General features: G+C 69.7%; 29 protein-coding genes and 3 pseudogenes. 9 read left to right on the top strand and 23 right to left on the bottom strand.

What is annotated here, in order from left to right:
* Positions 1-67: 67 nt before the first annotated feature.
* The 3 genes from ACIREI_RS19855 to ACIREI_RS19845 all read right to left on the bottom strand — a co-directional run bounded on the left by ACIREI_RS19855 (position 68) and on the right by ACIREI_RS19845 (position 1,020).
* A complete protein-coding gene (locus tag ACIREI_RS19855) occupies positions 68-235 on the bottom strand; it encodes a hypothetical protein (RefSeq protein ID WP_403334331.1) in 168 nt (55 codons plus the stop codon).
* A gap of 219 nt (positions 236-454) precedes the next feature.
* The gene (locus ACIREI_RS19850; RefSeq protein ID WP_403334329.1) at positions 455-625 is read right to left on the bottom strand and encodes a hypothetical protein; all 171 of its coding nucleotides are present in this window, start codon (positions 623-625) and stop codon (positions 455-457) included.
* Positions 626-663: 38 nt separating this feature from the next.
* Positions 664-1,020 (bottom strand): PRC-barrel domain-containing protein, encoded by a 357-nt coding sequence (locus ACIREI_RS19845; RefSeq protein ID WP_403334327.1) that lies wholly within the window; start codon positions 1,018-1,020, stop codon positions 664-666.
* Positions 1,021-1,179: 159 nt separating this feature from the next.
* On the opposite strand from ACIREI_RS19845, the gene ACIREI_RS19840 reads away from it, so the two are divergent.
* From ACIREI_RS19840 to ACIREI_RS19820, 5 genes and pseudogenes are all read left to right on the top strand, one after another.
* The gene (locus ACIREI_RS19840; RefSeq protein ID WP_403334325.1) at positions 1,180-2,013 is read left to right on the top strand and encodes a YhjD/YihY/BrkB family envelope integrity protein; all 834 of its coding nucleotides are present in this window, start codon (positions 1,180-1,182) and stop codon (positions 2,011-2,013) included.
* Positions 2,014-2,882: 869 nt separating this feature from the next.
* Positions 2,883-3,161, top strand: coding sequence for a hypothetical protein (locus tag ACIREI_RS19835; RefSeq protein ID WP_217207314.1), 279 nt, complete (start codon positions 2,883-2,885; stop codon positions 3,159-3,161).
* A 374-nt stretch (positions 3,162-3,535) separates the two neighbouring features.
* Positions 3,536-3,892, top strand: a complete 357-nt coding sequence (locus ACIREI_RS19830; protein WP_030950091.1) for a PRC-barrel domain-containing protein — start codon at positions 3,536-3,538, stop codon at positions 3,890-3,892.
* Between the two features lie 40 nt (positions 3,893-3,932).
* On the top strand, positions 3,933-4,292 hold the full coding sequence (locus tag ACIREI_RS19825) for an ANTAR domain-containing protein (RefSeq protein WP_403334322.1): 360 nt from the start codon (positions 3,933-3,935) through the stop codon (positions 4,290-4,292).
* Between the two features lie 310 nt (positions 4,293-4,602).
* A pseudogene (locus ACIREI_RS19820) lies at positions 4,603-5,409 on the top strand (SigB/SigF/SigG family RNA polymerase sigma factor); the annotation flags it as partial.
* A 52-nt stretch (positions 5,410-5,461) separates the two neighbouring features.
* On the opposite strand, the gene ACIREI_RS19815 reads toward ACIREI_RS19820, so the two are convergent.
* The 8 genes from ACIREI_RS19815 to ACIREI_RS19780 all read right to left on the bottom strand — a co-directional run bounded on the left by ACIREI_RS19815 (position 5,462) and on the right by ACIREI_RS19780 (position 11,733).
* Positions 5,462-6,178, bottom strand: coding sequence for an ANTAR domain-containing protein (locus ACIREI_RS19815; protein ID WP_403334320.1), 717 nt, complete (start codon positions 6,176-6,178; stop codon positions 5,462-5,464).
* Positions 6,179-6,257: 79 nt separating this feature from the next.
* A complete protein-coding gene (locus ACIREI_RS19810) occupies positions 6,258-6,917 on the bottom strand; it encodes an ANTAR domain-containing protein (protein WP_403334318.1) in 660 nt (219 codons plus the stop codon).
* Between the two features lie 91 nt (positions 6,918-7,008).
* Positions 7,009-7,680 carry a hypothetical protein gene (locus ACIREI_RS19805; RefSeq protein WP_403334316.1) on the bottom strand — a complete coding sequence of 224 codons (672 nt, stop codon included), beginning with the start codon at positions 7,678-7,680 and terminating at the stop codon, positions 7,009-7,011.
* 568 nt (positions 7,681-8,248) lie between these two features.
* Positions 8,249-9,490, bottom strand: coding sequence for a PP2C family protein-serine/threonine phosphatase (locus ACIREI_RS19800; RefSeq protein WP_403334314.1), 1,242 nt, complete (start codon positions 9,488-9,490; stop codon positions 8,249-8,251).
* 234 nt (positions 9,491-9,724) lie between these two features.
* Positions 9,725-10,036, bottom strand: coding sequence for an STAS domain-containing protein (locus ACIREI_RS19795; RefSeq protein ID WP_403334312.1), 312 nt, complete (start codon positions 10,034-10,036; stop codon positions 9,725-9,727).
* Positions 10,037-10,453: 417 nt separating this feature from the next.
* The gene (locus tag ACIREI_RS19790; RefSeq protein ID WP_403334310.1) at positions 10,454-11,158 is read right to left on the bottom strand and encodes a DUF5994 family protein; all 705 of its coding nucleotides are present in this window, start codon (positions 11,156-11,158) and stop codon (positions 10,454-10,456) included.
* A gap of 39 nt (positions 11,159-11,197) precedes the next feature.
* On the bottom strand, positions 11,198-11,545 hold the full coding sequence (locus tag ACIREI_RS19785; protein ID WP_403334375.1) for a hypothetical protein: 348 nt from the start codon (positions 11,543-11,545) through the stop codon (positions 11,198-11,200).
* The gene (locus ACIREI_RS19780) at positions 11,542-11,733 is read right to left on the bottom strand and encodes a CsbD family protein (protein WP_217207320.1); all 192 of its coding nucleotides are present in this window, start codon (positions 11,731-11,733) and stop codon (positions 11,542-11,544) included. The genes ACIREI_RS19785 and ACIREI_RS19780 overlap by 4 nt, the downstream gene beginning before the upstream one ends.
* Before the next feature lie 314 nt (positions 11,734-12,047).
* Here ACIREI_RS19780 and ACIREI_RS19775 point away from each other — a divergent pair, with 314 nt between their 5' ends.
* Positions 12,048-13,049 (top strand): acyl-CoA desaturase, encoded by a 1,002-nt coding sequence (locus ACIREI_RS19775; protein WP_403334308.1) that lies wholly within the window; start codon positions 12,048-12,050, stop codon positions 13,047-13,049.
* Positions 13,050-13,097: 48 nt separating this feature from the next.
* Entirely contained in the window at positions 13,098-13,496 is a 399-nt protein-coding gene (locus ACIREI_RS19770) for a DUF5994 family protein (RefSeq protein WP_403334306.1), read from the top strand.
* 65 nt (positions 13,497-13,561) lie between these two features.
* Here ACIREI_RS19770 and ACIREI_RS19765 read toward each other — a convergent pair whose 3' ends face one another.
* The 7 genes from ACIREI_RS19765 to ACIREI_RS19735 all read right to left on the bottom strand — a co-directional run bounded on the left by ACIREI_RS19765 (position 13,562) and on the right by ACIREI_RS19735 (position 16,984).
* Positions 13,562-14,008: a DUF5994 family protein gene (locus ACIREI_RS19765; RefSeq protein WP_403334304.1), complete on the bottom strand. Its 447-nt coding sequence runs from the start codon at positions 14,006-14,008 to the stop codon at positions 13,562-13,564.
* A gap of 282 nt (positions 14,009-14,290) precedes the next feature.
* Positions 14,291-14,482, bottom strand: coding sequence for a hypothetical protein (locus tag ACIREI_RS19760; RefSeq protein WP_403334302.1), 192 nt, complete (start codon positions 14,480-14,482; stop codon positions 14,291-14,293).
* 36 nt (positions 14,483-14,518) lie between these two features.
* Positions 14,519-15,007 (bottom strand): Asp23/Gls24 family envelope stress response protein, encoded by a 489-nt coding sequence (locus ACIREI_RS19755; protein ID WP_403334300.1) that lies wholly within the window; start codon positions 15,005-15,007, stop codon positions 14,519-14,521.
* A 473-nt stretch (positions 15,008-15,480) separates the two neighbouring features.
* Positions 15,481-15,753, bottom strand: a complete 273-nt coding sequence (locus ACIREI_RS19750) for a hypothetical protein (protein WP_403334298.1) — start codon at positions 15,751-15,753, stop codon at positions 15,481-15,483.
* 83 nt (positions 15,754-15,836) lie between these two features.
* Positions 15,837-16,097, bottom strand: a complete 261-nt coding sequence (locus tag ACIREI_RS19745) for a hypothetical protein (protein WP_403334373.1) — start codon at positions 16,095-16,097, stop codon at positions 15,837-15,839.
* Positions 16,098-16,202: 105 nt separating this feature from the next.
* Positions 16,203-16,427: a hypothetical protein gene (locus tag ACIREI_RS19740; RefSeq protein WP_403334296.1), complete on the bottom strand. Its 225-nt coding sequence runs from the start codon at positions 16,425-16,427 to the stop codon at positions 16,203-16,205.
* 116 nt (positions 16,428-16,543) lie between these two features.
* The gene (locus tag ACIREI_RS19735; RefSeq protein ID WP_403334294.1) at positions 16,544-16,984 is read right to left on the bottom strand and encodes a DUF5994 family protein; all 441 of its coding nucleotides are present in this window, start codon (positions 16,982-16,984) and stop codon (positions 16,544-16,546) included.
* A 10-nt stretch (positions 16,985-16,994) separates the two neighbouring features.
* Between ACIREI_RS19735 and ACIREI_RS19730 the strand changes: the two are divergent.
* Positions 16,995-17,211, top strand: a pseudogene (locus ACIREI_RS19730) (IS3 family transposase); the annotation flags it as partial.
* A 114-nt stretch (positions 17,212-17,325) separates the two neighbouring features.
* On the opposite strand, the pseudogene ACIREI_RS19725 reads toward ACIREI_RS19730, so the two are convergent.
* Positions 17,326-17,595 (bottom strand): annotated as a pseudogene (locus ACIREI_RS19725) (hypothetical protein); the annotation flags it as partial.
* A 522-nt stretch (positions 17,596-18,117) separates the two neighbouring features.
* On the opposite strand from ACIREI_RS19725, the gene ACIREI_RS19720 reads away from it, so the two are divergent.
* On the top strand, positions 18,118-18,954 hold the full coding sequence (locus ACIREI_RS19720) for an alpha/beta fold hydrolase (RefSeq protein WP_403334292.1): 837 nt from the start codon (positions 18,118-18,120) through the stop codon (positions 18,952-18,954).
* Positions 18,955-19,066: 112 nt separating this feature from the next.
* Here the strand turns inward: ACIREI_RS19720 and ACIREI_RS19715 are convergent, their stop codons facing one another.
* From ACIREI_RS19715 to ACIREI_RS19700, 4 genes are read right to left on the bottom strand one after another with little or no spacing between them, the layout of a single operon-like run.
* Positions 19,067-20,737 (bottom strand): ATP-binding cassette domain-containing protein, encoded by a 1,671-nt coding sequence (locus ACIREI_RS19715; RefSeq protein WP_403334290.1) that lies wholly within the window; start codon positions 20,735-20,737, stop codon positions 19,067-19,069.
* Entirely contained in the window at positions 20,734-22,470 is a 1,737-nt protein-coding gene (locus tag ACIREI_RS19710) for an ABC transporter ATP-binding protein/permease (RefSeq protein WP_403334288.1), read from the bottom strand. The genes ACIREI_RS19715 and ACIREI_RS19710 overlap by 4 nt, the downstream gene beginning before the upstream one ends.
* Positions 22,467-23,753, bottom strand: a complete 1,287-nt coding sequence (locus tag ACIREI_RS19705; protein ID WP_403334286.1) for a cytochrome d ubiquinol oxidase subunit II — start codon at positions 23,751-23,753, stop codon at positions 22,467-22,469. The genes ACIREI_RS19710 and ACIREI_RS19705 overlap by 4 nt, the downstream gene beginning before the upstream one ends.
* Complete coding sequence (locus tag ACIREI_RS19700) at positions 23,746-25,113, bottom strand: cytochrome ubiquinol oxidase subunit I (protein ID WP_403334284.1); 1,368 nt, start codon at positions 25,111-25,113, stop codon at positions 23,746-23,748. The genes ACIREI_RS19705 and ACIREI_RS19700 overlap by 8 nt, the downstream gene beginning before the upstream one ends.

The following is a 25,113-nucleotide window of genomic DNA, read 5'->3' as shown; positions in this document are numbered from 1 at the left end:
AACCGACGAGACCACCCTGCCCACCGAACTCACCGCATAGCCTCAAAACGAGATCACCGAGTGGCCGTCAATACACCACTTCGGCGGACGTGACCCAGAGTGGGCGCTTTTCGCGGATCGGCAGGATGCTCAGGGCCATGACGGTGCCGTCCTCGTGGAAGGAGATCGGGCCGTTCCAGTGTCTGGCTGCATCTGTGCCGTGCCAGTGTGTCGAAGCCTCGAAAGAGATCAGCACGATGACCGCACCAGGCAGCCTGCCCCTGCACGCCCGCCAGTGGCTGCCGACGACATCTTTGCAGGGCTTCCGCCCGGGGGTGCCCGGCCCAGACTCTCTTCCTCCTCGCGTTTTGGAAGGAGCCCCTGGAGTCGCGGCCCTGACTCGCTGGGGTGGGTTAGGCCCCTGGCCGGTGTTTCCATCTCGATGTGGCGCGCTTTGAGTACAGGGTGTCGTTCGTTATCGGAGGGGGTGGTGACCCGTGCGCTGGGACCAGCGGACGGCGATGAGGCCCAGCGCGGCCACAAGTACCACGATGCCGATGATCAACAAGAAGCCCAACCCTTCTGCGGCCACTCCGATGATTCCCAGCACGAGGGCGACCAGAACGAGAAAGAGCAAGAGGGCCATGACGCGTACGCCTCCCATGGGTGGTTGAGCGCGGGCGATCAGCGGCGCGCGAGTTGCCGCTCGCCGCCTGCGCCCGTCTGGTAGGGCATGTCGTAATGCTGGAAGATCGCTTCCTCCGACTCGGCGGGCAGGATGTCGTCCATGCCGACCGAGGGCGCCTCCTTCACCAGCGTCTTGGTGTAGGAGACCTTGACGTAGTCCGGTCCGAGGGTCGCCTCGTCGAGGGGTACGAAGGCCAGGTGGTGGCGGGTGGGGAGCCCGGTGCGGACGGTGGCCATGGCCGGTTCGTCGGTGGTGGTGTCGACGTAGACCGCTTCGAGTACGCCGATCTTGTGGCCCTTGGGGTCGACGACGCTGCGGTTGCGCCACTCGCGGATGTCGGCTGCATGGATCATGGCCTGCCTCCTGAGCCGTTGATCAGGGACGGTGCGAGCCGCCCCTTGCGGAAGTCTCTGCCCGCTGAGCCCGGTGGTCCTCTGTTCTTCCAGGTTATCCGGGAACTTCTGCGTCGCGCCGTCACGCGGTGACGGTATAGCCCGTGGTAGTCGACAGGCATGCCGATGAAGCCTTCTGGTACCGCGGACCCTTCGTCTTGGTTCGGGCGGCTGCGCCGCGTGATCAGCCGTTCGCCAGTCGGGCGCGGATGGCGGCGGAGCAGGGGTATTGAGCTGTGGTCGCGTTCGCTGGGCTTTGCGGCGCTGGGGTTGCTCACGCTGGTGCCACTCCTGATCATCGTCTCTTCCGCCGATCCCGAGCACGGGCGGGGGTTCGCGCAGTGGCTGGGGGAGGGGCTTGGCGTGTCGAGGGCCTCCAGACGGCAGGTCGAGCAGTTGTTCATCCGGCCCGGCCAGGCCCTGCGGACCACGACCGTGTTCGGTATCGCCGCCCTTGCCGTGTTCGGCCTGACCTTCGGGGCGGCGGTGCAGACCGGCTACGAGAAGGTCTGGGACCTGCCGCCGGCCCGCTGGTGGGCCAGATGGCGGCATGTGGTGTGGCTGGGTGTCCTCACCGGATACCTTTTCGTCTCCGCCACCACCGCGCTGCGCCGCGAACCACTGGCAGGCGGGGCCGTGGCCTCGCTGAGCGCCGTGCTGTTCCTGTGGTGGTCCCAGCGCGTGCTGCTCGGCGGGAGGATCCGCTGGCGTGCCCTGTTGCCCGGCGCCGTGGCCACCGTGATCGGGCTGGTCGGCCTGAGGGTCTTCTCCAGGCTCGTCTTCTCGCCGTTGATCGCATCCAACGCCGTCAGCTACGGCCCCGTCGGAACCGTCCTGGTCGTCCAGTCCTGGCTGGTCGGCGTGGGTGTCGTCGTCTTCGGCGGTGCCCTGGTCGGCCGACTGCTGCACGAGGAACTCCCACGCTTGGCCCACGTAGTGAACCGGCGCAGGTGAGATGCGGCCCTGCGACCGTCATTTCGCCTGGGCCGCGAGTTCGTCATCGTGGGGCTGCCGCTCGGAGCACTAGCAATCGTGCCGCCGCACACCACCTCGTCGAGCCAGTGAGAGGTCGTGTGGTCTGCGCGGCGACAGCATGAGGCACAGCACATGTTGCGGGACCGTACGTCATCACGGGCCGTTTTCCTTCGTGTGGCGTCGGGTCAGCGCCGACAGCGCGTGGCCTTGTCGTCGGGGACGGCGGGTGGGCCTGGACGGGGGCGGCCGGCTGTTCGGCGACCAGGGTCTCGAAGAGGCTTTGGGCTTCGAGACCCTGGCCTCCCGCATTTCCTCGGTGCTGCGGTGATGCGACGAACTACTCCTGGATGGCGGCCCATTGCGTCACGTAGCGCTCTCGGACCGCGGGCGACAGCGGCTGTTCCGTCAGGGAGCCATGCCGCTTGAGGCGCTCTGGGTCGAAATGGGAAGGATCAGTGCGTACATGTGTACAGCCTGGTGTGGGATGCGTGTGACACGGGCGGGCAGCAGATGGTGCCTGCCCGGGGCGCATCGGGATGCGACCGGGATCGCGTGACGATGGGCGCGCACGGGAACGGCCTCGCTCGTGACGTGGCGGGTTCCGGCACCGATGCGCAGGATTCGCCCTCTGGGAAGCGTGCCGACGGTGCGACGCTGCCGGGGGCAGGGGCGGCATGTCGCACGCCAGCCCTCGCCGCAGGTCCCGGACAGGTGTCAAGCAGCCATTCATGCCGCACACGACGCGCTGACGTCGCACGGTATCCGCAACCGTTCGGCAGGACTACGCTGTGAGGTGAGGCCCCAGTCCCCGGTATCGATGCTGTGTCCCGCTCCCGGGGAGGCCCACCGTGTTCGTGCTGCTCCTCATCCTCATCGTGGTCTTGTTCGGCCTCGGCTTCATCAGCCCCATCTGGTGGGTTGCTGCGGCCGTGTTGGTCTTCGGCGCCACCCGGCACGGCCGCGAACGCGGGGGAGGCTGGATCCGTGGCGACGGTTCCGATCTCGGGAACTATCGGGACTACGAGGCGCGTCGGGATCGTCAGGACCGCTGGGACCGCCGCTACAGCCGTCAGCACCGGGCACGTTGGCGGCGCGAGGACCGTCGGGACCGCGAAAACCGCAAGTGATCCGTGGAGTGGCCCGGGAGCCTGAGGTTCCGGGGATGGCTTCAGCCTGGTCGGACGCGTTCTGATCGTTGAGAGGTGTATGCCGTGCAACGCACAAGCGTGATCCAAGAGGAGTGGTGGGATCTGCGGGTCGAGGCCACGTGGGGGAACCCACCTGTGGGACGGGATGTCGCCGCACTGCGCGCAGAGAACGACCAGCTGCGGCAGGCGCCGGCAGGCCGTGCGGTCATCGACCCGGCCCACGACATGCTGGGCAGTGCGACGCCGAACTTCCGGAGGTGGCCGCGGACCTGGTCGCCGCCTGGGAGGGCAAGCCGCTCCCGCAGCGGATGCAGCGTACGCGGCGAGACGAGTCGTCCAAGTAGGGAGAGGTCATGATTCACGCAGCCGACGTCCGAGAATGGCGCAACCGCGATGTCGTCGACACCGAGTCGCACAAGATCGGTGTCCTGGAGGCGGTCTATGTGGACACCACCACCGATGAGCCGGCCATGGCCACGGTACGGACCGGACTGCCCACCCGGCACCGTCTGGTCTTCGTCCCTCTCGACGACGCGATCGTCGGGCCGGGCTATCTCAGGGTCGGCTATGTAAGAACGCTGGTGAAGCAGGCCCCTTCGATCGGCACCGACGACGTGCTGCCCGCCGAGCAGGAGGAAGCGGTCTTCAAGCACTACGGACTGCCCTACAAGCCTGGTGCGGCCGGCGAACGGCAACTGGCGCGCCGCTGACGACCTGTGGATGGGATGACTGCCCTGTGAGGTACGGACCATGCACCAGGTGACCCCGCCCCGTGAGGAACAGCGGCTGTTGACGGCTGTGCCCTCGGCGGGGGATGCGGCTCTGCTGGCCGAGGTCGTCGAACTACGAGCCAGGAACGCGCAGTTGGGCCGGGCGCTGTCGAGCCGTGCGACGATCGACCAGGCACGCGGCATGGTGATGGCCCTGGCCCCGTTTTCCAGCGACAGGGCCTGGGACTTGCTGGTGGACGTGTCGCAGCACTGCAACATCAAGCGCCGGGACGTGGCCGTCGCCCTGGTCGCCACGACGACGGACGAGGCGCTCCCGGAACCGATGCAGCGGGAGCTGCGCCGAGCGCTGAGGCGCCTCCACGAGGTGGACCCGAGATGACGGCGCACGCGGCCGGCGGACGGCACCGGGAGCGGCGAACTCAACTCTCCGGTGCCTTCGTCCAGGACGGCCGTCGGACACCTGTGGTGTGTAGCCCGCCCCTTGGATCTCGAACACCGGTCGTGCGGTTCTTCGTCTGTTCCTGACGCCCTGTGTGAAAGCGGACTACCCGGGAACTCGTCCGATGTGCTTCAGACCGGAGGCACGCCCGTGGGAGCGGCTGTCGCTGCTCCCCAGTGCGCTGCGGTCCGACGGCTCCCACGGTGAGCGACGCCACCGATGAGGAGACACGTGCCCATGCCCGTATGCACGCACCCAGCGGCCACGAAGCGCATACCCCTACGACGACGCCCCGGACACCGATGCCGCGTTCCGCCGTGTCGCCGCCCTGCCGGACGGCCCGGAGAGGACCGCCCTGCGGCAGGAGGTGGTGTGCGCCTGGGCGCCGATGGCCGTACGGCTCGCCCGGCGTTTCCGTCATCGCGGCGAGTCCTTCGAAGACCTCGAGCAGGTCGCCCAACTCGGTCTGATCAAGGCGGTGACTCGTTTCGACCCGAGCCTTGGCAACGCCTTCCCGAGCTTTGCCGTACCGACGATCCTGGGCGAAGTGAAACGGCACTTCCGTGACCACCTCTGGGGTGTGCACGTACCGCGGCGTGTACAGGAGTTGAGTGTCCAGGTCCGCTCCGCCGGCCGTGAGTGCGCTTCGCTCTACGGCCGCGAACCCTCCGTCCACGACATCGCCGTGCACACCGGCCTCACCGAGGCGGAGGTGCGGCTGGGCCTAGAGGTGCTGCAGAGCTTCACCTCCCTGTCCCTGGACGCCGTACTCGGCCGCTCCGAGCACAGTGACCCACTGACCGACACGTTCGGTGGCACGGGGCCCGGCTTCGACATGATCGTCAACCGTGAAGCGCTCCGCCCGCTGCTGAGGGCCCTGCCAGAACGCGAACGACAGATCCTCTACATGCGGTTCTTCTGCGAGATGACGCAGGACCGCATCGTCCTGCAGCTCGGTCTCTCGCAGATGCACGTCTCCCGGCTGATCATCCGCACCTGTGCGCGCCTGCGCGGCCAGGTGATGGCCGAGGCCCACGATCGCAGGAGGGCAGTGTGACGACGCTCGGGGGCACGGCTGGTGCCGGAGCGGGCCCCGGCAAGGGCGTGGGTCAGGACCCCAGACCGGTGAGGGGTTCGGAGCCGTCGATGAGGGCGCGGGCCACATCAGCCAGGCGCCGGTTGTGGGAGCGGGCGTAACCGCGCAGTGCGGTGAACGCCTGCTCCATGTCGATGCCCTGGCGTTCGGCGAGTTTCCCTTTGGCCTGTTCGATCAGTACCCGGCTGTTCAGCGCCGTCTGCAGTTGTTCGTTGAGCACCGTGCTGCGCTGAGCGGTGCGTTGTTGCAGCAGGCTGATGGTGGCGACGTCGGCCAGGGCCTGGGCGACGGGTGTGGCGGCCGGGTCGAAAGGTCCGGGGGTGATGCGGAAGAGGTTCAGGGCGCCGACGACCTCGTCCCGCAAACGCATCGGCAGGGCCTGGACCGCCCCGAACCCGCTGCGCTGGGCCGCCACCGCGAAGCGCGGCCAGTGGGCGGTCACCGTACCGAGGTCGGAGACGATCACCGGTACGCCGGTGCGGAAGCACTCGAGGCAGGGACCTTCGTCGTTCTGCAGCTGGAAGAGCTCCAGCAGACGCACCTGTTCGTCGGAGGCGGCCATGACGCGGAGTTTGCCGTCCCGGTCGGCGAGCAGTACCCCGGCGGCGCTCACGTCGAGCATGCCGACGCAGCGGTCGGTCAGCAGGCGCAGGAAATCGATGAGGTCGAAGTCGGCGACCAGATTGTCGGCCAGCTCGACGAAGGTCTTGGCCAGAAGCTGTTGATCCATCGTGGGCACCCTCGATTGAGACTAGTCCCCGCCCGAGGGGACGGGAAGTAGGGCACATTCCTTGGCCGGGACCGATGCGTCAGGGTTCCTCCTCGGCCTGATCCGGCTCCGCGTCCGGGGAGAAACGGAGCCGTCGGGCCACCACGTCGGCGGCCACGTCGGCGAGCCGGCGTCCCTGCGCATAGGCGTAGGCGCGGAGCCGGACGAAGGCTTCTCCGATGCCGACTCCGAGCTGAACCGTGAGCATCCCGCTGGCCTGATCGATCTCCGCCCGGTACGCGCCCAGGTCCTCGAAGCTGCGGTCCGGCATCGTCCCAACGGCCGGCGCGCCCGCATCGTCGATCCTGGTATCGAGCAGGAGCAGTGTCGCGAGATCGGCGAACGCCAGCGCGTCGGCCAGTTCCTCCGTGTCCAGTACGGTCGGAATGCCGGCGTACAGGTCCAGAACTCCCGGGCTGATCGCCCCCTTCTGCAGGGGGAGCGAGAACACCGCGCGGGCTCCGGCTTCCAGGGCCGCATCCGCGAACACGGCCCAACGATCCTGGAGTTCGGTGGTCAGCAGATCGGGTGCCAGGACGGCCGAGCCGCGTACAAAGGCGTCCATGCAGGGCCCTTCGCCCAGCGTGAGCTGGAGCTCTTCCAGTTGCTCGCTGATGTCGTCGGTGCTGCACAACGGATGGCTCGCCGCGGTCCGGGACATCGCCGACAGCCCGGCCCCGCTGACCGGCAGCGCGGCCACGGCCGCGGTGCATACGTCCACCACACTCACCCGGGCACCTCGTCGGACCGCCTGCTCGGCCACCAGCATCCGAATGCGGGCCGACCGCCTGTCAGGCCCCACTCGGGCCACCGTCTCCCGGCATCGCGACAAGGCCCTCCAGCCTCGCCGTGGTGCGTTCCCCGAGGGGAAACACCAGCGCGCGGAACGTGGTGGCGTCCGTCGGCCTGCGAAGCTCTCCGATGTCCAGCCAACCCCAGGAGCGGAGCGCAGCGAGGGTTGGACGATCGGCCCGGTCCACCAGGATGGCGCCGAGCGTTGCCTGATGGTCGCTCAGCAGCCGCTCCTGCACACGACGGGCGAGTTCCCGGTCCTGTGGGTGCGGCCGGATCAGAATGTCGGCGAACGCGAAGACGTTGCCGGACACGGTGAGTTGCTCGATGCTGCGCGGCAATGCTCCGTCGAAGCCGAGCCACCAGGAGCCGTCGCCGCGAACCGGGAATCCGAAGGCGCATCCCATCAGGCTGTCCGTCTCGGCGATCACCATGGCGAATTCCGGTCGGCGCATGTCCGTGATGAGGCGGTTCAGGAAGTTCTGGCGGCTGGGACGGCGGTACGGATCAACCGGCGGCGTTGCGCGGGACTCCACATACAGCCCCGCCAGATCCTCACGCAGGTCCTCCACCAGCCAACGGCTCAGCCGACGCAACCGCACCGGAGCCACGGCTGAGGGCTCGCCATCCCCCGACTTCCGCGTCTGTCCCCGCCCTGGTTCGGCCTTCATCGCACATCTCCCGGGAGAACAGGTGCAAGTGGGACAGACCGGTGCGGCGGGGCCGGAAGGGGTGCGGCCGGGGTGTCGCCGGGGCGAGGTGGCAGGTGGCCGAACTGAAGGCCGAGGAGCAGGAACCCGCAGCCGGCGAGGTCGAGGATCCGCCCGCTGCAGTCGCAGGAGGTCACGGCGGTGCGGCGGGCGGTGAGCTGTGAGAGGGACATGACGCCTCGGTTCGGAAGACCATCCGCCGGCGGGCATCGGCGGCCGGAGTTCCGGCCCCCTGGACGCGCTCCGGCAGGGGCGTATTTTCGGCGGAGGCAGAGCAACGGCCGGTCCGACAACCTGCGCAGCAGGACAGAGGACCCACCCAGTTCCCTCCAGGGATGCGCCGGGTGACAGACGAAGAGTCCGCACCCCGCAGCCATCTGTGTTCAGCAACAGCGTGCCGCCGGGGTCTGGGACGTCTGTACAACAGCGTAGTCCTCGCGTCGTGTGACGGACGGTCCGAAGCCGCCCGATCCCAGGATATGGACGCTGCCGTCCTGCGACGTCGGCCTTCGGTGGCGCCGTTGTCGGCTCACTCCAGGAGCACGAGGTGGTCGGCGGCGCCCCCTCGCCATTCGATCAGGAAGAGGGTCGCGTCGTCGGTGGTGCGGCCGCCCCGTTGCTGCTTCAGGGCGTGGGAGAGCGAGCGCACCACCGCTCGTACTCCCTTCGCTGTGTGTTCGATGCGGTTGACCCAGTGGATGAGTTGTTCTTCGCCGAATTGTTCTTCGCCGGCTTCGTGCTCCTCGATCAGGCCGTCGGTGAAGCACAGCACGCGGTCGCCGCGTTGGAGCATCTGCCCGCTGATCCGGGGCTCTTCACCGCCGAAGCCGACGGGCAGGGTGGTCGGACCTGCCAGTTGCCGGACGACCCGGTGGTTACGGATCAGCAGCGGTGCGGGGTGGCCCGCGTTGACCCACTGCAGGTGGCCCGTCGCGATGTTCAGACGCATCATCTGGGCGGTGACGAAGTGGTCGGGCCCGAACTGCTCGGCGATGGCCCGGTCCATGAACGCGTAGATCTCGGACAGGGCGATGTCGGCACGTCTGGCGTGCCGGTAGGCCCCGACGGCGACGGTCGCCATCGTGGCGGCGTCGAGCCCGTGGCCCATCGCATCGAGCATGGCCACGTGCAGGATGTCCTCGTTGAGGGCGTAGTCGAAGCTGTCGCCCGCGACGTCGTAGGCGGGCTCCAGGATTCCGGCGACCTCGACCTGCGGGACGGACATGGCCAGCGGCGGCAACAGGGACCACTGGATCTCCGCGGCCACGGTCATCGGTTCACGGCGCCGGGCGCGGAAGAACTGATCGGTGTAGCTGTGCTTGGTGACCAGCATGTCGGCGACCAGGCCGGCGAGCCTGCGCAGCAGCCGCCGGTCGTCGTCATCGACGGTGTCCAGGGTGAGGACCATCACTCCCACCTGGTCGCTGCCGTCCAGCAACGGCAGGTACATCCGGACGCCGTCGGACTGCGGCACCTCGACAGTGGTCGCGTGCAGAAAGGCCGTGCCGGCGGGAGAGTCATCGATCGGCTCGGGCTCGCCGACCAACAGCCGCCGACCTGACAGCGGCACCAACACCAGCTGGCCGTAGTCCTGCAGCAGGATCGAGACGTCGCGGCCACCGACCCTGGCCACCTCTTCCGCGATCAGCGGGGCGATCAGCTGCGGCGGCATCTCGTGTGCCCGGTCCAGCAGCACCCCCAGCAGGCGCTCACCGAACCCTTCCGACCGGTCGAGCATGCCCTCGTCGGGTCGGCGCTCACCTTCCGCCACATCCGCACCCCATCGGCGTCGTCGAAGCTTCGGCCGCCGTGTCCATGCTCACCTCGTGCCGCGAGTCCAGCGCCCGCACCGACACACGGGCTCCTGACACGACCGCGATCCACCCGCACAGAGTGACGCGGCCGGTCACTCCGAACAGCCCATTACGCCAGAGAACGGCATGTCACACATGATCAGAGAAGATGGCTCTCCGTGCCGCTGTGCACCACATCTCTCCCGGAGCCGTCACAGGAGCAGAAGATCGGAGCCGGTGTCCGCGAGGAGCCGTGCGGTCTGGGGGGATGGGTAGTGCAGCCGCAGGGACGCGTGGGTCCCGGCGGCGTGCCGCGACGCGTCGATGAAGACGCGCAGACCGCTGCTGTCGCAGCGGCCGACGGTAGTCAGATCCACGTCGATGGTGGTGACGCCGTCACTCAGGCACCGCTCCAGAGCGGCGCGCACCTGGGGTGCGGTGGCCGGGTCGATCTCACCGGCCAGGGTGAGCAGTGCCCGCCTGCCACGGTCGTGCCGGTAGATGTTCAGCTGCGGAAGAGTCATGACGCCTCGGTACAGATGCCTCGGTTCATGGGGCCCGGCCGCTCCTCACGGGGTCCATGGCCCGAATGCACAGGCGTGGGTGCGAGTGGAGTCGATGGTCCGTGCGCGAGACCGCTGACGGGAGCTGGCTGGTCACCTGTGATGAGTGGTACGGCTGCGGCTGCGGCGCGGTGGGAAGCGGCCGCGACCCCCGTCGCGGTGGTCCCGCCGTTCGCCGGCGACAGGCGGCTCGGACCGGACAGGTCCCACCGGGGGCTGCGGCGTGCCCCGGCCGCGGCGGCCGGGCAGGGGGAGCTGTACCGGTGCACGGCGATTCTGTCGGCGTGCTGGAGGTTGAGCCGGTGGATCACGTACGCCGCCGCTGCGATGAGGACCAGGAAGGCGGCGACTGTCAGGAAGGTGTTCATGGCGGCCACCTCACATACCGATGATCAGTCGGCTGGCCCGGTCGGGTGGACCGGTCTGTCGGGGAACGGCTGCGGACACCGCGGAGGCGCCGCCCTCGTACTCCCATGCCTCGTCCGGGTCCAGTGGCTGGTCGGTCGCGGAGACGCCGTGCCGGGCATGGTCCGCGGCGATGAGCGCGCTCGCGGTCAGTGGCGGGCCGTCGCAGTCGGACGCGGCAGCCATCAGCCGGGCTGCCGACTCCGCCCCGGTCTCGGGCGGGATGACCAGGAGATCCCAGCGGCCGGTGCCGAAGGAGAGCAGCAGCAGCTTGTGGGGGTCGATCTGCGGGGTGAACCAGCCGACCTTGACGATGTGGCCTTCCACGGGAACCTTGCGGGGGATGACCGGCCAGTGCCTCGGGTTTACGGCGATGCGGGTGATGCGGCCCCACAAGGGGTCCAACACGTCGGTGAGCGCCGGAAGTTCGCTCAGTAGATTCCGGGATCGGGGCCACCAGGCGCCGTCCAGGAGTCCACGGGAAGTGCCGTCGGTCTTCAGCGCGAGACGCGCGGACGGGGCTGCGACGGGCTCGGGGGGCGGCAGGGGTGGAAGCAAGGTCGCCGACATGATGCGGACCCGTCTCCGGGCCGCCTCTGCGGCGGCCCGGGTTTCATCTTTCGCCGAGAACGACCCGGCGTGGAAGCCGGTGTGCGGAATGCCCTCGGTACTGTCCACACTACTCCGCGCAACGCCGCAGCGGGGAGCAGTGGCCGCCTAGATGTGGAGCAGCCGCTGGGTGACCTCCCGGTACTGCCTCAGCGCGTGCCGGAGTTCCTCGGACTGCGTCCCGGGATCCCGGTCCTGCCAGCCGGCTCGCAGGACACGCCGCCGTTCCGCGAGGGCGTTCACGAGCTGGGCGGTGGCTTCGTCGTAGGCGCTCTCGGCCTCTTCCAGCGCCTTGAGCGGGGTGTCGGCGAAGGTGTTGAGGGCGTGCCGGAGGTGCTGGACGATCTTGTCCTGTTCGTCAGACGTGGAGCAGCGGCTCCGGCCCGGGCCGCGGCGCCCGGCCGGCTCCGGAGTTCGGCCCGCGGGCTGCTGGGCGCGCGTCTGGTCGTACGTCAGCGGGGACCGCTTCCGTTCCGCCTGAAGGCGTCCTTGGCCTTCTCGGCGGCCTGTTTCAGGTTTCCGGAGACCCGGTCGGCCCTGCCCCGGCGTTGCAGTCGCCTGTTGTGGGTGACCCGGCCGAGCTCTTCGGTGATCCTGCCCTTCATCGTCTGCGCCTGGTTCCTGATGGTCCGTGAAACGGTCATGGCCGACCTCGCTGTTGACCGGTGGATGGTTCTCGCGGGGGCTGGGCGAGGCGGAAAGGCGGAATGCTTCGCCGTGTCTTCCGGAGTGGCATGGCCTTGCACCATGCTGCCAGTCAACGTCCGGCAATGGTCCGTGTCAACGCGGCGGCCACGCGATCCGGCCCGCCTCGTCTCGGAGCGTGCGGGAGTACTGTGGAGGAAGCGAGGGCTCTTCGTATGCCGGTGTCCGAACCGGCCCCGTCCTCGCGACTCCCATCTCATGGGCAGCCCTTGACCCCGGCCGCGCCATCCGCATCCAGGCCGAGGAGTCACGTATGCCACTCAGTCCGACCACGTCCACGACGGTCACACCCTCGCACCGCGCCCCGCCGCCCCAGGGTTACGACGGGACGTCCCCCTTCCTGCCGGACGGCCCGGCGCCCGCGCGCGACGGCGGTGAGCGTCTGTACGTCACGGTGACGGCGATGATCGTCGTCCTGCCGTTCGTGGCGATCGGTCTCGCCGGCTGGCTGCTGTGGGGGAGCCTCATCCATCCCGCCGACATCGTGCTCGCCCTCGTCCTGTACACGATCACGGGTCTCGGCGTCACGGTCGGCTTCCACCGTGGCCTCACCCACGGCGGCTACCGGGCCGTCCGTCCCGTGCGGATCGCGCTCGCGGTCGCCGGTTCGATGAGTTTCCAGGGTGACGTCATCGGCTGGGTCGCCACCCACCGCCGCCATCACGCCTTCACCGACCGGCCGGGTGATCCGCACTCCCCGTACCGCTACGGCACGCACCTGCGCGGTCAGTTGCGCGGACTGCTGCACGCACACGTCGGCTGGCTCTTCCGCAACGACCGCACGCCCGCCGACCGGTACGCACCCGACCTGCTGGCCGACCGCGACATCCGTACCGTCGCCCGCGCCTTCCCGGCGCTGTGCGTCCTCACGCTCGCCCTGCCGTTCGCGCTGGGCTGGGCCATCGGCGGTACGTGGGTGCACGGCGTAACCGCCCTGTTGTGGGCGGGACTCGTACGCATCGCGCTGCTCCACCACGTCACCTGGAGCGTGAACTCCCTCTGTCACATGATCGGTGAGCGCCCGTTCCGCACCCGGCGCCACGACCGGGCCACCAACCTGTGGCCCCTCGCCCTGCTGTCGTTCGGCGAGAGCTGGCACAACCTCCACCACGCCGACCCCACCAGCGCCCGCCACGGCGTCGACCGCGGCCAACTCGACCTTTCCGCCGCCGTGATCCGCCTCCTCGAACGCCTTGGCTGGGTGTCCGACGTGCGCTGGCCCACTCCGGACCGCGTGGCAGCCCGCCGAGCCTGACACCGGTCACTCACCTCCTCCGCCGCACGGCAGTCGACAGGAGCTTTCATGACCACCGCGCTGCAACCCCCTCCTCCCTCCCAATCCCTTCTCCGCCTGCGCCTGGCTTCCCACGGGGGCATGCCCCGGCCCATCGACGGAGCGTGGTGGCCCCGTTCGCACGACCTGCTCGCCGAACTCCCCCGGCTGCTCGCCGGGTTGCCGCGCGCGTGGGGCCACATCACCAGCGTCACCGTCAACGGGGCGGCGTGGTCCGCGGTGCCCGGCCGGATGCTCGTCTTCAACCAGGTCGTACGACTGCGCAGGACCGTGGCGGCATCCGCCCCGCACACCATCGTCCTGCTCGCCCCCGGCCGGGGGCGCTGGGACCTGCTGGTCGTGCCTCCGGATACGACCGAGGAGGCCGCGGAACCGCTCATGGCGGCCGCGGCAAGTGGTCACGTCTGATCCGGCCTGCCACGGACTGCCCGGCGAATGATCAGGGCACCGACGGCCGGGGTCGGCGACGACGGTCACATCCCCGCCACCAGTCGGCCGGGCGGGCCGGTGGCGGCCTCGTACGACGAGGAGGTTTCGCCGGCCTGTTCCGCCGTCAGGAGGGCGGTCGCGGTCGTCGGCGGGCCGGTGTTCGCGCTCGCGGCGGCCATCAGCCGGGCGGCGGAGGGGGCGCTGGTCTCCGGGGGTATCACCAGGAGGGCCCAGCGGCCCGCCGTATAGGACAGCAGCAGGATCTTGTGCGGATCCTGCCCTGACGGGAACCAACCGGCCCTCACCGCATGGCCGTTGACGAGGATCTTGCGAGGGCGGATCGGCCAGTGACGTGGGTTGACGGCGATATGGGTGATCCGTCCCCACAGCGGATCCAGTACGTCCGCCAGAGCGGAGAGTTCGTGTGCCAGGTCACGTGAACGGGGCCACCAGGCGCCGTCCAGTTCGGCGTGCCCTGGCGAAGGACTCACGGGTTTCAGCGCGAGGCGCGCGGTCGGGGCCCTGAAGGGAACGGCCCGTAGCGGGGGATGAGAGGTGGTCGCGGACATCGCGCGAACCCGTCTCCGGACCTCTGCACCTCTGCGCGAGGGCAGCCGTCCGGTGTCGTTGCTCACCGGGAACGAAACCGGCATCGGAGCCGGTGTGCGAAGTGCTCCCGATGAGTTCACGCTACTCCCCGAAGAGGCCGAACGGACCGCTCCTGGACGTCGGCTCACTTCCGTCGGCGGTCGTTCTCCGAGGAGCGGCTGGTCTCACCGCCTACGGTTGCCGTGCTCACGGCCGTGGAAGAGGTCGCCGAGTTCCCCGTCACCGTCGGCGAACCGTCCGGCGACGAACCCGATGGCATCCCGTGCTGCCACCAGCAAGGACGCGCCGAAGCCGGCGAAGTGTCCGGCAGAGCCCAGAGCCATCCTGGTGAACAGGCCAACCGCGGCCATACCCATCGCGCGCTCCTTGCTCGCCCCCGCTCCGGCAAGCGATTACTCGAGCCGCCGCTCTGGTTGTTCCTCCTCCTCGTCGAACACATGCACATCGCCGACCGCGATATTGACCTCGACCACTTCCAGACCGGTCATCCGCTCGATGGCAGCGATCACGTTCTCTCTGACGTCGCCCGCGACCTCGATGATGGAGACGCCGTACTCGACGACGATCTCCAGGTCGACCGCGGTCTGTACCTCGCCGACCTCGACCTTCACCCCGCTGGTGACGGACTTCCCACCGGCACCGGGCATACGTTCACGCATCGCCCCCACGCCACGGGCGAACCCACCGCCCATCGAATGGACGCCCGGCACATCGTGGGCCGCCATCCCGGCGATCTTCGCCACCACACCGTCGGCGATAGTCGTATGGCCGCGCGACCCCGGATCGCTTCCGTGCGGCACCCCCGCACTCTTCCCGCCGCGCTCGCCCAATGACCCCGCGCGAGGAGTCTCGGGCTGGTTCGGCAGTCCGGTATCCGTCATCTTCGGTCACCACTTTCCGACGCAACAGGCGGCCTGTCGTGCCCCTCCCTTTTCACGCTAACGGCGAGTGCCCGACCTCGCTCAGGCAAATGGCATGTGAGCGGTGTCGGGCATTGCGCCAGCAAGCAGCGGTGGTGACCCACGCAGAAGGGCAGGTCGGCCAGCCGGTCGGACCGCCCTACCGGACGCGGGACCTGCGGCTGCGCCCGTCCGCGATCTGAGGAGGACAAGATCGGCGATGAGCACCATCACCCCGATGATCAGCAGGTGGAGCGTGTCCCTGCCGAGTGCCCCGACGACGCCGGTGACGCAACGGCCCCGGCGTATACACACCGGGGCCGCCCTTCCGGGTCATTGCACGTGAGAGTGCGCCGACCCACTCACCAGGGTAGGCCCGGGACGCCATTTCAGTCATATGGGAGGACATGGCCGTCATGTGACCGGCAGGAGCCCTGAGGGCGGCCTCGGTCATGTCAGCCACCGTCCTTCTCCTCGGACTCCATGAGCTGGATCCCCTTGTGCGTCAGTGTGACCATCGAGGGGGTATTCCCTCGCGCCCAGTCGACCTGGATCAGTCCCTCGGCCGCCAGGTATGTGCAGGCGGCGGCCAGGTCCTCCTCGGGCATGGCGACGTCCTCGCGCAACTGCGCCCCGGTGAGGCCGAGGAGGCGATTGCCTTCGATGGCCTCGTACAGGCTTTTCATGATCGCCTCGCGGTAGTGCCGCCGCTGGTGCAGTGTCGCCATGGTTGCCTGCCTCTCGTGCCGGCACCGACGAAAACCCGTAGGTCTGGGGCGGTATCCACCTTCCCCCGCTGAGGGGCATCTCCTCAGATTTCGTCCGGCTGTGTGTGATCGTCTGGGGAGGATTGGCTGGTCAGCAGCCAGGAGCGCACCGGCTCCGCCATGCGGGTCGTGTCCACGGTGAGGTGGAGGCGTGTTCCGCCGTCGGCGCCTGCGGGGTAGCTGCGCGCTTCGGTGGCGGCGAAACAACGGCGGAGAATCTCCGCGACATGGCGAGCCGCCTCCGGGTCCGCGGCGACGATACGAACCTCCGCGTGCCCGGCCGACGGCAGTTCCGGTGCCTGCATGGTGACCCCTTGCTCATTCAGGACGGCGTGCATCAGGGGCGGAGTGTCGGTGGGGGCGACGGCCGTCGCCCCATACCCACCCCCGGCTGGAAGTGGTCTGCGTCATCAGCGGCTCCCGTCTCGACGCTCACGGCGGGTGGCATCGGCAGGAGAACCCTTCGGCGCGGTCGCACGTGGGCTCTTTCGGTTCCGCCGACCGATTCCCGGAAGGGCGTCGCTGTAACGGAACGCCCCGATCCTCTCGTCATGCTGCGCATTGAGCCGGTGGATCAGGAACATTCCCACGATGATGACGAAGATGATCACGGCGATGGTGACGGCTATCTCCACATCCTCACCTCCCCAGGGCGGAACTCAAGATCCCGATCGAGGCTCCGGCCGCCGAAGCGGCTCCCCGTCGGTCTCCCAATCCTCTTCCCGGCTCCGAGCCTCCGCCGCGTCGTGGCTCATGGCTTCGTCGGCCATCGGCTGGCCGTGCGGATACCTCCCGGAACGGTTGCTGCTGCCATCAGCCGGCCGGCGGCGGGCTCCGTCTCCGGAGGGATCACCAGCAGGTCCAGGCGGCCCACCGTGTAGGAGAGGAGGATCACTTTCTTCGGGTCCTGCTCGTCGGCGAACCAGCCGACATGCACCGTGTGCCCCGCGACGGGGACCCTACGCGCGATGACGGGCCAGTGGGCCGGGTTCACGGTGACGTGGGTGATCCGGCCCCAGCACGCGTCCAGCGCGTCCGTCAGAGTGGGGATCTCCCGGAGGAGATCACGGGAGCGGGGCCACCAGGCACCGTCCAGGAGACCTGGACCCGAGCCGGTCGGGGCCAGGGACAGCCGGGCCGACGCCGAAGGCAGGCGCTCTTTGATGATCGTAGGTTCGATGGTCGCGGTCATGACACGGACCTGTCCCCGAGCCTCCTGCTGGAGGCCGGTCTTCGCACTGCTGCAGAAGAACGTCCTTGACCGCCGCACCTGGGTCACCCGGTAGGAACTGCGGATCGCGATCGTGACCTGGATCGAACGCACCTACCACCGCCGGCGGCGCCAGAGGCGCCTGGCCCGTTTGCCCCCCCATCGAGTACGAGACCATCATGGCCCCACCCGCAGCCCTGGCTGCATAAACCCTGCTGTCACCCGATCATGCAGCAGTCCCTCCTCAGAGGCCCGGACCTGTGTCGTCACGTGTTCTGCTTGCACGCTCGCGGCCCAACAGATGGGGTCTCGCCTGGCTGTGTTCAGTCGATGTCGGGGTCGTCGGACTCTTCGAGGAGGCGGCTCGAGGTCGTCGGCCCACTCCATGGCCCACGTGCGCAGAGCGGTGATGGTGGCATCGTCGAGGCCGTAGGCGGTGAAGGCTTCGCGTCGGTCCACTCGGCGCCGGTGAGGTTCGCCTGGAGGTCCTCGCGCTCGAAGCGGCCACGGGCGTGGCGGCGGCCGAACTCCTCGAGCTCGGCATTTGTCCAGCGGCGGGAAGCGGCGAACACGTCGATCAGATCGCGGGGCGCGGGCGATCAGCTCGGGGATGACACGGGAGAAGCTGGAGGCGCCGGCGGACGCACCGTGACCCAGGACGACGGTCGGGCTGCCGGAACGGGACATGTGTGACTCCTCGTGGAGAGCATTGATCGGCTGAGGCAAGTCCCGGCTGATCGAGGTGGACCGGTCGCCCGCGCCGGGAACGGAGGCCGCCCGAAGGGACGGGCGAGTGCCCCAGGTCGGCACGGGCGCAGTGCGGTGGCAAGGCGCCCGTGCCGGCAGCGGCCGCCTCGTGGGCGGACGTCTGGCAGGCCGGTCGACGGCATGACATCCGGGCAAGAGAAGAGCCGCAGGCACGAACGGAACAGTGAGGAAGAAGGGAGAGGGCGCATTGCCTGTCAGCGTCCCGCCGCTGTCCTGACCGGGCCCGTGACCTCTGCGTCTGCGGGCAAGGAGCGGTGCACTGCGCGACAACTGGCGGCGCGGCGCCCGTCTTAGCGTGGCCGAGTGCCATCCAGGCACCAGCCATCCCGAAACGAGGAAGCAAACGCATGCCGTACATCACCGTGGGCCAGGAGAACTCCACCACCATCGACCTGTACTACGAGGACCACGGAACCGGGCAGCCGGTCGTCCTCATTCATGGCTTCCCGCTGGACGGCCACTCCTGGGAGCGGCAGAGCGCCGACCTGCTGGACGCCGGCTACCGGGTGATCACCTACGACCGCCGCGGTTTCGGGCAGTCAAGCCAGCCGACGACCGGGTACGACTACGACACCTTCGCGGCCGACCTGAACACGGTGATGGAGACCCTCGACCTGAGGGATGCCGTGCTGGTCGGGTTCTCGATGGGCACCGGTGAGGTCGCCCGGTACGTCTCCCGCTATGGCTCCGCCCGGGTCGCCAAGGTCGCTTTCCTGGCCTCGCTGGAGCCCTGCCTGCTCCAGAGCGACGACAACCCGGACGGGGTCGCCCCGAAGGAGTTCTTCGACGGTGTCGTCGCGGCCGTCAAGGCGGACCGCTACGCCTACTACACCAACTTCTACAAGGACTTCTACAACCTCGACGAGAACCTCGGCAGCCGGATCAGCGAGGAGGCCGTCCGCAACAGCTGGAACGTCGCCGCGGGCGGTGGCTTCTTCGCCGCGGCCGCCGCGCCGTCGACCTGGTACACCGACTTCCGGGCCGACATCCCGGCCATCGACGTGCCGGCCCTGATCCTGCACGGCACGGGCGACCGGATCCTCCCCGTCGAGGGGACCGCGCGGCCGTTCCACAAGGCGCTCCCGTCCGCCGACTACGTGGAGATCGAGGGCGCCCCGCACGGCCTGCTGTGGACCCACGCGGAGGAGGTCAACGCGGCGCTGCTCACCTTCCTGGGGAAGTGACCGCCGCGGGATTGCCGTCCCGCACCACGCAGGGCCCACCAACGCCGACTGCCCGACCGGAAATCCGGTCGGGCAGTCGGCGTATCGCCTGGGCTGTGACTCCGACGGTGGTCTACCCCTGCACGTGCTCGACCGTCCGCTTGCCGACGTGCTGCCGTTCGGCGGTCCGGCCGAGTCGTACGACGGTGGTCGGTGTGTCGTCCAGCAGGTCGAGGTCCTGCTCCTGCAGGGCGATCACCAATGCGGTCTCGGGCAGGGCCTCGGGCAGTACGGCCAGGAGCGCCTCGGCGGTGGGGCGGTCCAGGCCGGCCACCGGCTCGTCGAGCAGCAGGATCGGTGGACGCCTCAGTACGGCGCGTGCCGTGGCGAGGCGCCTGCGCTGCCCTTGGGACAGCAGGCGGCCGCCAGGGCCCACCGGTGTGTCGAGTGGCAGGGCCGACAAGCCGACGAGATCCAGTGCGTCCCGTAGCGCGGTGGTGTCGGCCGACGCTGCCGCCTGACGCAGATTGGCCGCGACCGTGTCGTCGGCCAGCCAGTCGTCGGCCTCGACGAGGGTGACCGTATCGGCGACGGCCGAGGTCGGCAGTTCGTGCACAGGCGTGCCGTCTAGGAGCACGGTGCCGGCCGGGGCTGGTACGCGCCCGGCCAGTTGGCCGAGCAGCGTCGACTTGCCGCTGCCGTTCGGGCCGGTGACCAGGACCAGGCCTGGGCCTCGCACGGTCATCGTGAGGTCCGCGGGCGAAGCGATGAGCGGGAGGCCGTCCGTCTCGACGGAGCGGACGGCCTCCCGCCGTGGGCCCGCCAGGCCCGCCGGGCCCGCGGGGTGCGCCTCGGCGGCGAGGGCGGCCAGACGCCCGGCTGCGTCCCTGGCCTGGGCCAGGTGCTGCATCAGCCCGGGGAGCCTCTCCAGGAGCTCCCACCCGGCGGCGACGAGCAGCACCTCGCCCACCACGACGGTGATCGGCTGGGCCGGGGCGGCGCGCAGGGCGATGACCAAGACCGCCGCCTGCCCCAGTGCGGCAAGGAGACGCAGCGCCAGCCGGCCGTGCCGCTCGGCTCGCGCAGCGGCCCACTCGGCGGACTCGACGGCGGCCATGGCGCTGGTGGCCGTCCGCTGAGCCTGCGGCACGGCGTCCAGGCACCGCAGTTCGTTGAAGGCCGCCCGGCTGCCGAGGAGCACGGTACGGAGTGCGGCCCTGGCGTCGGCGGCGTCGGCGAGGTGGGTCCGCGCGCGGTGGTGGGCGTGCCGGGCGCAGGCGAGGCCGACCGCCCAGACGACGAGTTCGGCCATTCCCAGGACCGGCATGGCCCACAGCAGCAGGGCATCGACCAGGCACGCGGTCGTGACCGCTGCCATCAGCGGTGCGATGGCGTTCGCGGGCAGGCCCGCGACCGTCTCCACATCGGCGGTGAGCCGGGTGAGCAGTGTCCCGTCGCGTTGTCCGCGCAGCTCATGGGGCGTGAGGCCGGCAGCGCCTCGGGCCAGCCGAGCTCGCAAGGCCACCTGGGTGTTGAGCAGGGTCCGGTGGTTGGCCAGGCGTTCGAGGTAGCGCAGGCCGGTGCGGGTCAGGGCCAGGGCCCGGACGGCGCCCGAGGGGTACATCCAGGACCAGGTGGTGTTGGCCTGGAGGGTGACCACGGCGCAGGTCGTCAGGAACCAGCCGGACACACCGAGCAGTGCGGCGCCGCTGAGTTCCGCCGCCACGGCGAACAGCATGCCGGTCAGGAGGGAGCGGCGCGGAGCCGCCGTACGCAGCAGCCGCCAGGCGCTGATCCGGTTCATCGGGCTCTCCCGTGGTCCAGCGTGATGACGTGGTCCGCCAGCGGCAGCAGCGCGGGACTGTGGGTGGCGAGCAGGACCGTACGGTCGCGTGCCAGCGTGCGCAGCGCGGACAGGACGCGCCGCTCCGCCTCCGGGTCGAGATGGGCGGTGGGTTCGTCCAGGCACAGCACGGGTGCGTCCCGCAGCAACGCCCGGACGAGGGCCAGCTGTTGGGACTGGCCGGAGGACAGGCCGGTGCCGCGTTCGCCGAGCGGGGTGTCCAGTCCCTGCGGCAGCGCGGCGAGGAGGTCGTCGAAGCCGAGGGAGGCTACGGCGTCCAGCAGGTCGTGGTCGTCCGCGGTGGGCCGGGCCAACAGGAGGTTCTCGCGCAGGGTGCCGGGCAGCAGGTGCGCGGGCTGGCCCACCCAGGCGACCCGGCCGGGGGCGGCGGGAACCGGGAGGCGGTTCAGCAGGTGGAGCGCGCGCCCACTGTGCGGGGCGTACAGCCCGGCCGCGACGGCGAGCAGGGTGGACTTGCCGGCCCCGCTGGGGCCGGTGACGGCGAGGCACTGGCCTGGTGCGAGGTACACACTGACCTTGTCCAGCGCGGGTGCCTCCCGTCCGGGGTGATGGACCGTGACGGCTTCCAGACACACCCCGGGTGGCGCTGCGGCCCGTCGGGCACGGCGGGCCGGCGGCACCACGGTCTCCCGATACGCGTCCAGGACCTCGGCCAGCAGACCGGCGGCGGCGGTCGCCCGGGCGCGCGCGTGGTAGCCGGCGGCAAGGTCCCGGGCCGGCGCGAAGTAGGCAGGCACCAGGACGAGGACGAACAGCGCGGCGGACAGGCTCATGTGGTCCGGTACGACGGGCAGGTCCAGGTAGTCGAGCAGGACCAGTCCGCAGTAGGTCGCCACCACGGCGAGGGTGCCGGTGATGAGCAGTTCGACCCACGCGGTCGACAGGAAGGCGATCCGCAGCACCTTCTCGGTGCGACCGGCGACTTCCCGGTCGTGCCGGGCCAGCGAAGCGGCCGCCTGGTCGTGCGCCCCGAGCCCGACCAGGGTGGGCAGGCCGCGCAGATGGTCCAGCAGCCGGGCCTGGTGGGTGCGGATCGACGCCAGTTGGGCCCGCACGGCAGCCTGCGTTCCCAGGCCGATGACCTTCAGGTTGGCCGGCAGCAGCGGGGTGGCGGCCAGCACGAGCAGGGCGACGAACCAGCTACGGGACGCGATCGCGGCCAGGGTGACGCCGCTGCCGAGCAGCATGGCGGTCCGCGCGGGCAGGTAGTCCGTGAGCCAGTCGGTCAGTTCGCCGACCTCGCCGTCGACGGCCTGGACAAGTGCCGCGTCGTCCAGGTCGGTGCGGGCCGGGCCGCGTGTGGGCAGCGCCGTCTCGATGAGCCGGCCGCGCAGGCTCTCGCGTACGGAGCGGGCGCCGCGCGCGGCTGCCGCGTCGCCCGCGGCCAGCAGTACGGCGCGCAGGGCCACGCCGACCCCTATGAGCAGGGCGGGAAGCACTACGGCCGCCGCGGGGTAGGGGGCGCCGTCGAGTGCGGACAGGCCGCGCTCGGCGCCCCAGGAGAGCCCGCCCGCCCAGATGACCGTGCCCAGCTGGGCCGCGCCGCGCAGCAGGCCCGCGCGGCGCAGCTCCCGCCCGCCTGCGGCCGCCCATTCCCTCAACCGGGCGGTGGGCACCGGGTCTTCGGCCTTGTCGCCGTCCAGTTGGTCGAGGAGTACGGCGGTGGTGCTCACGAGCTGGTCTCCGCCTCGATGCCCGCAGTGCCGACGCCCGTGATCTCCGCGTGGAAGTACCCGGCGCGCCGGTCCCGCCGGTCGCCCACGATCCAGGCGGCCAGTGCCGTACAGCCCAGGACGGTGACGCCGACCGGGCCGATCCAGTCGGCGACACCGCCGAACACGTCCTGGGACAGGGCGGTCGCCAGGATGCCGAGCGCCACCAGCAGGGTCCGTCGTACGACCGTCCGGAAGGTGCCGGAGGGCGCCGGGGAGACCGCCAAGGGGTAGACACGGGCATGCAGCGGCGGGATCGGACGCTCCACCGGATCGGTGTACTTGCCGCGGAAACTGCGCCAGGCGTAGAGGTTGTAGGCCAGTACGAACGGCATGCACAACCCGACGCCCAAGACCAGGAAGAGCTGCGAGGAGTGCGGACTCGCGGCCTGATGGACGGTCAGTCCGGGCGGTACGACGACCGGTGCGGAGACCACCGCCAGGCCCAGCAGCCCACAGGCCGTCATCGTGGCCACGGCGGCGAACGGCCGCCAGTCGGGGCGCCGGCCGAATCCGTGCCAGGCGACCGCACCGGCCACGACAGCGGCGACGACCGTGAGCCAGAACAGCACAGCGCGCACGGGCTGGCCCAGCTGCGACTGCTGCGGGTCGGCGCTCGGCAGCAGCAGGCCGAGTACGAGTGCCATGACCGCGGTGACCACCAGCAGCGACCGTCCGGTGCGGCGGACGCCCGACCGTGACCAGCCCTCGGTCTTGTCCTGCAGCCAGGCGGCTCCGGCCAGCAGGTAGACGGCGACCAGCCCGAGCGCGCACAGCACGCCGTAGAGGCTGAGCCAGTCGAAGGCCCCGCCTTGGAAGGTCCCGTTGCGCTGGTTCGGGCCGGTGAGCACGGCGCCGAGGACGAGACCTTGGCACACGGTCGCTGCGAGCGACGCCCCGCCGAACAGCAGCGCCCAGCCTCGCCGGTAGTCGCCGGCCGCACTCTGCATCTCCAGGCCGAGGCCGCGCAGGATGATAGCGATCAGCATGCCGATCAACGGCAGGTAGACACCGGGCAGAACCACGGCGTAGGCGCCCGGCAGGCCGGCCCAGAGGACGACACCGGCCAGGATGAGCCAGCTCTCGTTGGCGTCCCAGGCGGTGGCGACGATCTCGCCGTACTCCCGTCGGCGCTCCGGCCGGGCCGCCAGGCTGAGCATGCCCACCCCGAGGTCGTAACCGTCGAGGACGACATACATGCCGAGCGAGAAGAGAACCAGGGCGTAACTGACGTACTCAAGCAACTTGGGCCTCCGATGCGTCGCGCGAGGCGGGCCCGGTGGCCAGTGCCTCGGGGCCGGCCTTGACCGTGCGGACGATGTAGCGGGCCCAGATGGCCAGCAGGGTGATGTAGAGCAGGGTGAAACCGGCCAGGCTGGCCGCGACTTCGAAGGTGTTGAGGTGGGAGACCGCGTCGGCGGTGCGCAGCTGGCCGTAGACGACCCAGGGCTGGCGGCCCGTCTCGGCGACGATCCAGCCGCCGGTGATGGCGATGATCCCGGCCGGGGTCATCCACACCATCCACCGCAGGAAGCGTGGGGAGTCGAACAGGCGGCGCCGCATGCGCAGGACGACGCCCGCGAAGGCGGTGGCGAACATGAGCAGCGCGGTGAAGTACATCGCGCGGAAACCGTAGAAGGTGGTCCACATGTTGGGGCGCTCGTCGGGCGGGGTCTGCAGCAGTCCGGGCGTCGTCGTCCTGCCGCTGAGGTCCTGGGCGATGACCGAACCGAGGTAGGGAATGCCGATCTGCATCCGGTTCTCGCCCTTGTCGGTGTCGGGGACGATGAGCAGGTTGTAGCCGTTGTTGTCGCTCTTCCAGTTGCCCTCGAACGCCTCCAACTTGGGGAGTTGGTGCTGGCCCATGAAGACCGCCGTGCCGTCTCCGACGTACAGCTGTACCGGCATCAGGACTCCCAGCACGCCGAGCGCGATGGACAGACAGCGTCGGGCCATGGGCTGGGCGTGGACCCGGTTCTTCACCAGGTACCAGGCGGAGATCCCGCCGACGAACCAGGCGGCGCTGATCAGCACGGCCAGCAGCATGTGCGGGAAGCGGTGGGCGAAGGCGGGGTTGAACAGGATGCTGATCCAGTCCCTGGCGTGGAACTGGCCGGCGACCTTCTCGTAGCCGACCGGGTCCTGCATCCAGCTGTTGGCCGACAGGATCCAGGTGGTGGACAGCAGTGTTCCGAGGGCGACCATCCAGCTGGCCAGGGCCATGGTGCGCGGGCGGATCCGCCCGTCCCCGTAGAGCATCAGGCCGATGAAGCCCGCCTCCAGGAAGAAGGCGGTGATGACTTCCATGCCGATGGTGACCCCGATGATCGGCCCGACCGCGTGGGCGTACACGCCCCAGTTGAGGCCGAACTCGAACGTCATCACTGTGCCCGCGACGACGCCCAGACCGAAGCCGACGGCGAAGATCTTCTTCCAGAACCGGAAGATCTGCAGGTACAGGGGGTTTCCCGTGCGCACGTGGACCGTGTACACGACGGCGAGGAGCACGGAGAGGCCGACGGTGAGTGCGGGGAAGGTCATATGGAAGATCGCGGTGATCGCGAACTGCCATCGGGACAGTTCGACGACGGTTGACGAGTCCAT

Origin of the sequence: Streptomyces sp. NPDC093591, assembly GCF_044764885.1 — a bacterium.
GTDB lineage: Bacteria > Actinomycetota > Actinomycetes > Streptomycetales > Streptomycetaceae > Streptomyces.
This window is presented reverse-complemented; position numbering and strand designations above follow the sequence as displayed.

What these genes read in the sequence shown, in the direction of transcription:
- ACIREI_RS19850 (WP_403334329.1), bottom strand. Translation starts at nt 625, where the DNA reads ATGGCCCTCTTGCTCTTTCTCGTTCTGGTCGCCCTCGTGCTGGGAATC.
- ACIREI_RS19845 (WP_403334327.1), bottom strand. Translation starts at nt 1,020, where the DNA reads ATGATCCATGCAGCCGACATCCGCGAGTGGCGCAACCGCAGCGTCGTC.
- ACIREI_RS19840 (WP_403334325.1), top strand. Translation starts at nt 1,180, where the DNA reads ATGCCGATGAAGCCTTCTGGTACCGCGGACCCTTCGTCTTGGTTCGGG.
- ACIREI_RS19830 (WP_030950091.1), top strand. Translation starts at nt 3,536, where the DNA reads ATGATTCACGCAGCCGACGTCCGAGAATGGCGCAACCGCGATGTCGTC.
- ACIREI_RS19825 (WP_403334322.1), top strand. Translation starts at nt 3,933, where the DNA reads ATGCACCAGGTGACCCCGCCCCGTGAGGAACAGCGGCTGTTGACGGCT.
- ACIREI_RS19815 (WP_403334320.1), bottom strand. Translation starts at nt 6,178, where the DNA reads ATGGATCAACAGCTTCTGGCCAAGACCTTCGTCGAGCTGGCCGACAAT.
- ACIREI_RS19805 (WP_403334316.1), bottom strand. Translation starts at nt 7,680, where the DNA reads ATGAAGGCCGAACCAGGGCGGGGACAGACGCGGAAGTCGGGGGATGGC.
- ACIREI_RS19795 (WP_403334312.1), bottom strand. Translation starts at nt 10,036, where the DNA reads ATGACTCTTCCGCAGCTGAACATCTACCGGCACGACCGTGGCAGGCGG.
- ACIREI_RS19780 (WP_217207320.1), bottom strand. Translation starts at nt 11,733, where the DNA reads ATGACCGTTTCACGGACCATCAGGAACCAGGCGCAGACGATGAAGGGC.
- ACIREI_RS19775 (WP_403334308.1), top strand. Translation starts at nt 12,048, where the DNA reads ATGCCACTCAGTCCGACCACGTCCACGACGGTCACACCCTCGCACCGC.
- ACIREI_RS19770 (WP_403334306.1), top strand. Translation starts at nt 13,098, where the DNA reads ATGACCACCGCGCTGCAACCCCCTCCTCCCTCCCAATCCCTTCTCCGC.
- ACIREI_RS19760 (WP_403334302.1), bottom strand. Translation starts at nt 14,482, where the DNA reads ATGGGTATGGCCGCGGTTGGCCTGTTCACCAGGATGGCTCTGGGCTCT.
- ACIREI_RS19755 (WP_403334300.1), bottom strand. Translation starts at nt 15,007, where the DNA reads ATGACGGATACCGGACTGCCGAACCAGCCCGAGACTCCTCGCGCGGGG.
- ACIREI_RS19750 (WP_403334298.1), bottom strand. Translation starts at nt 15,753, where the DNA reads ATGGCGACACTGCACCAGCGGCGGCACTACCGCGAGGCGATCATGAAA.
- ACIREI_RS19745 (WP_403334373.1), bottom strand. Translation starts at nt 16,097, where the DNA reads ATGCAGGCACCGGAACTGCCGTCGGCCGGGCACGCGGAGGTTCGTATC.
- ACIREI_RS19735 (WP_403334294.1), bottom strand. Translation starts at nt 16,984, where the DNA reads ATGACCGCGACCATCGAACCTACGATCATCAAAGAGCGCCTGCCTTCG.
- ACIREI_RS19720 (WP_403334292.1), top strand. Translation starts at nt 18,118, where the DNA reads ATGCCGTACATCACCGTGGGCCAGGAGAACTCCACCACCATCGACCTG.
- ACIREI_RS19715 (WP_403334290.1), bottom strand. Translation starts at nt 20,737, where the DNA reads ATGAACCGGATCAGCGCCTGGCGGCTGCTGCGTACGGCGGCTCCGCGC.
- ACIREI_RS19700 (WP_403334284.1), bottom strand. Translation starts at nt 25,113, where the DNA reads ATGGACTCGTCAACCGTCGTCGAACTGTCCCGATGGCAGTTCGCGATC.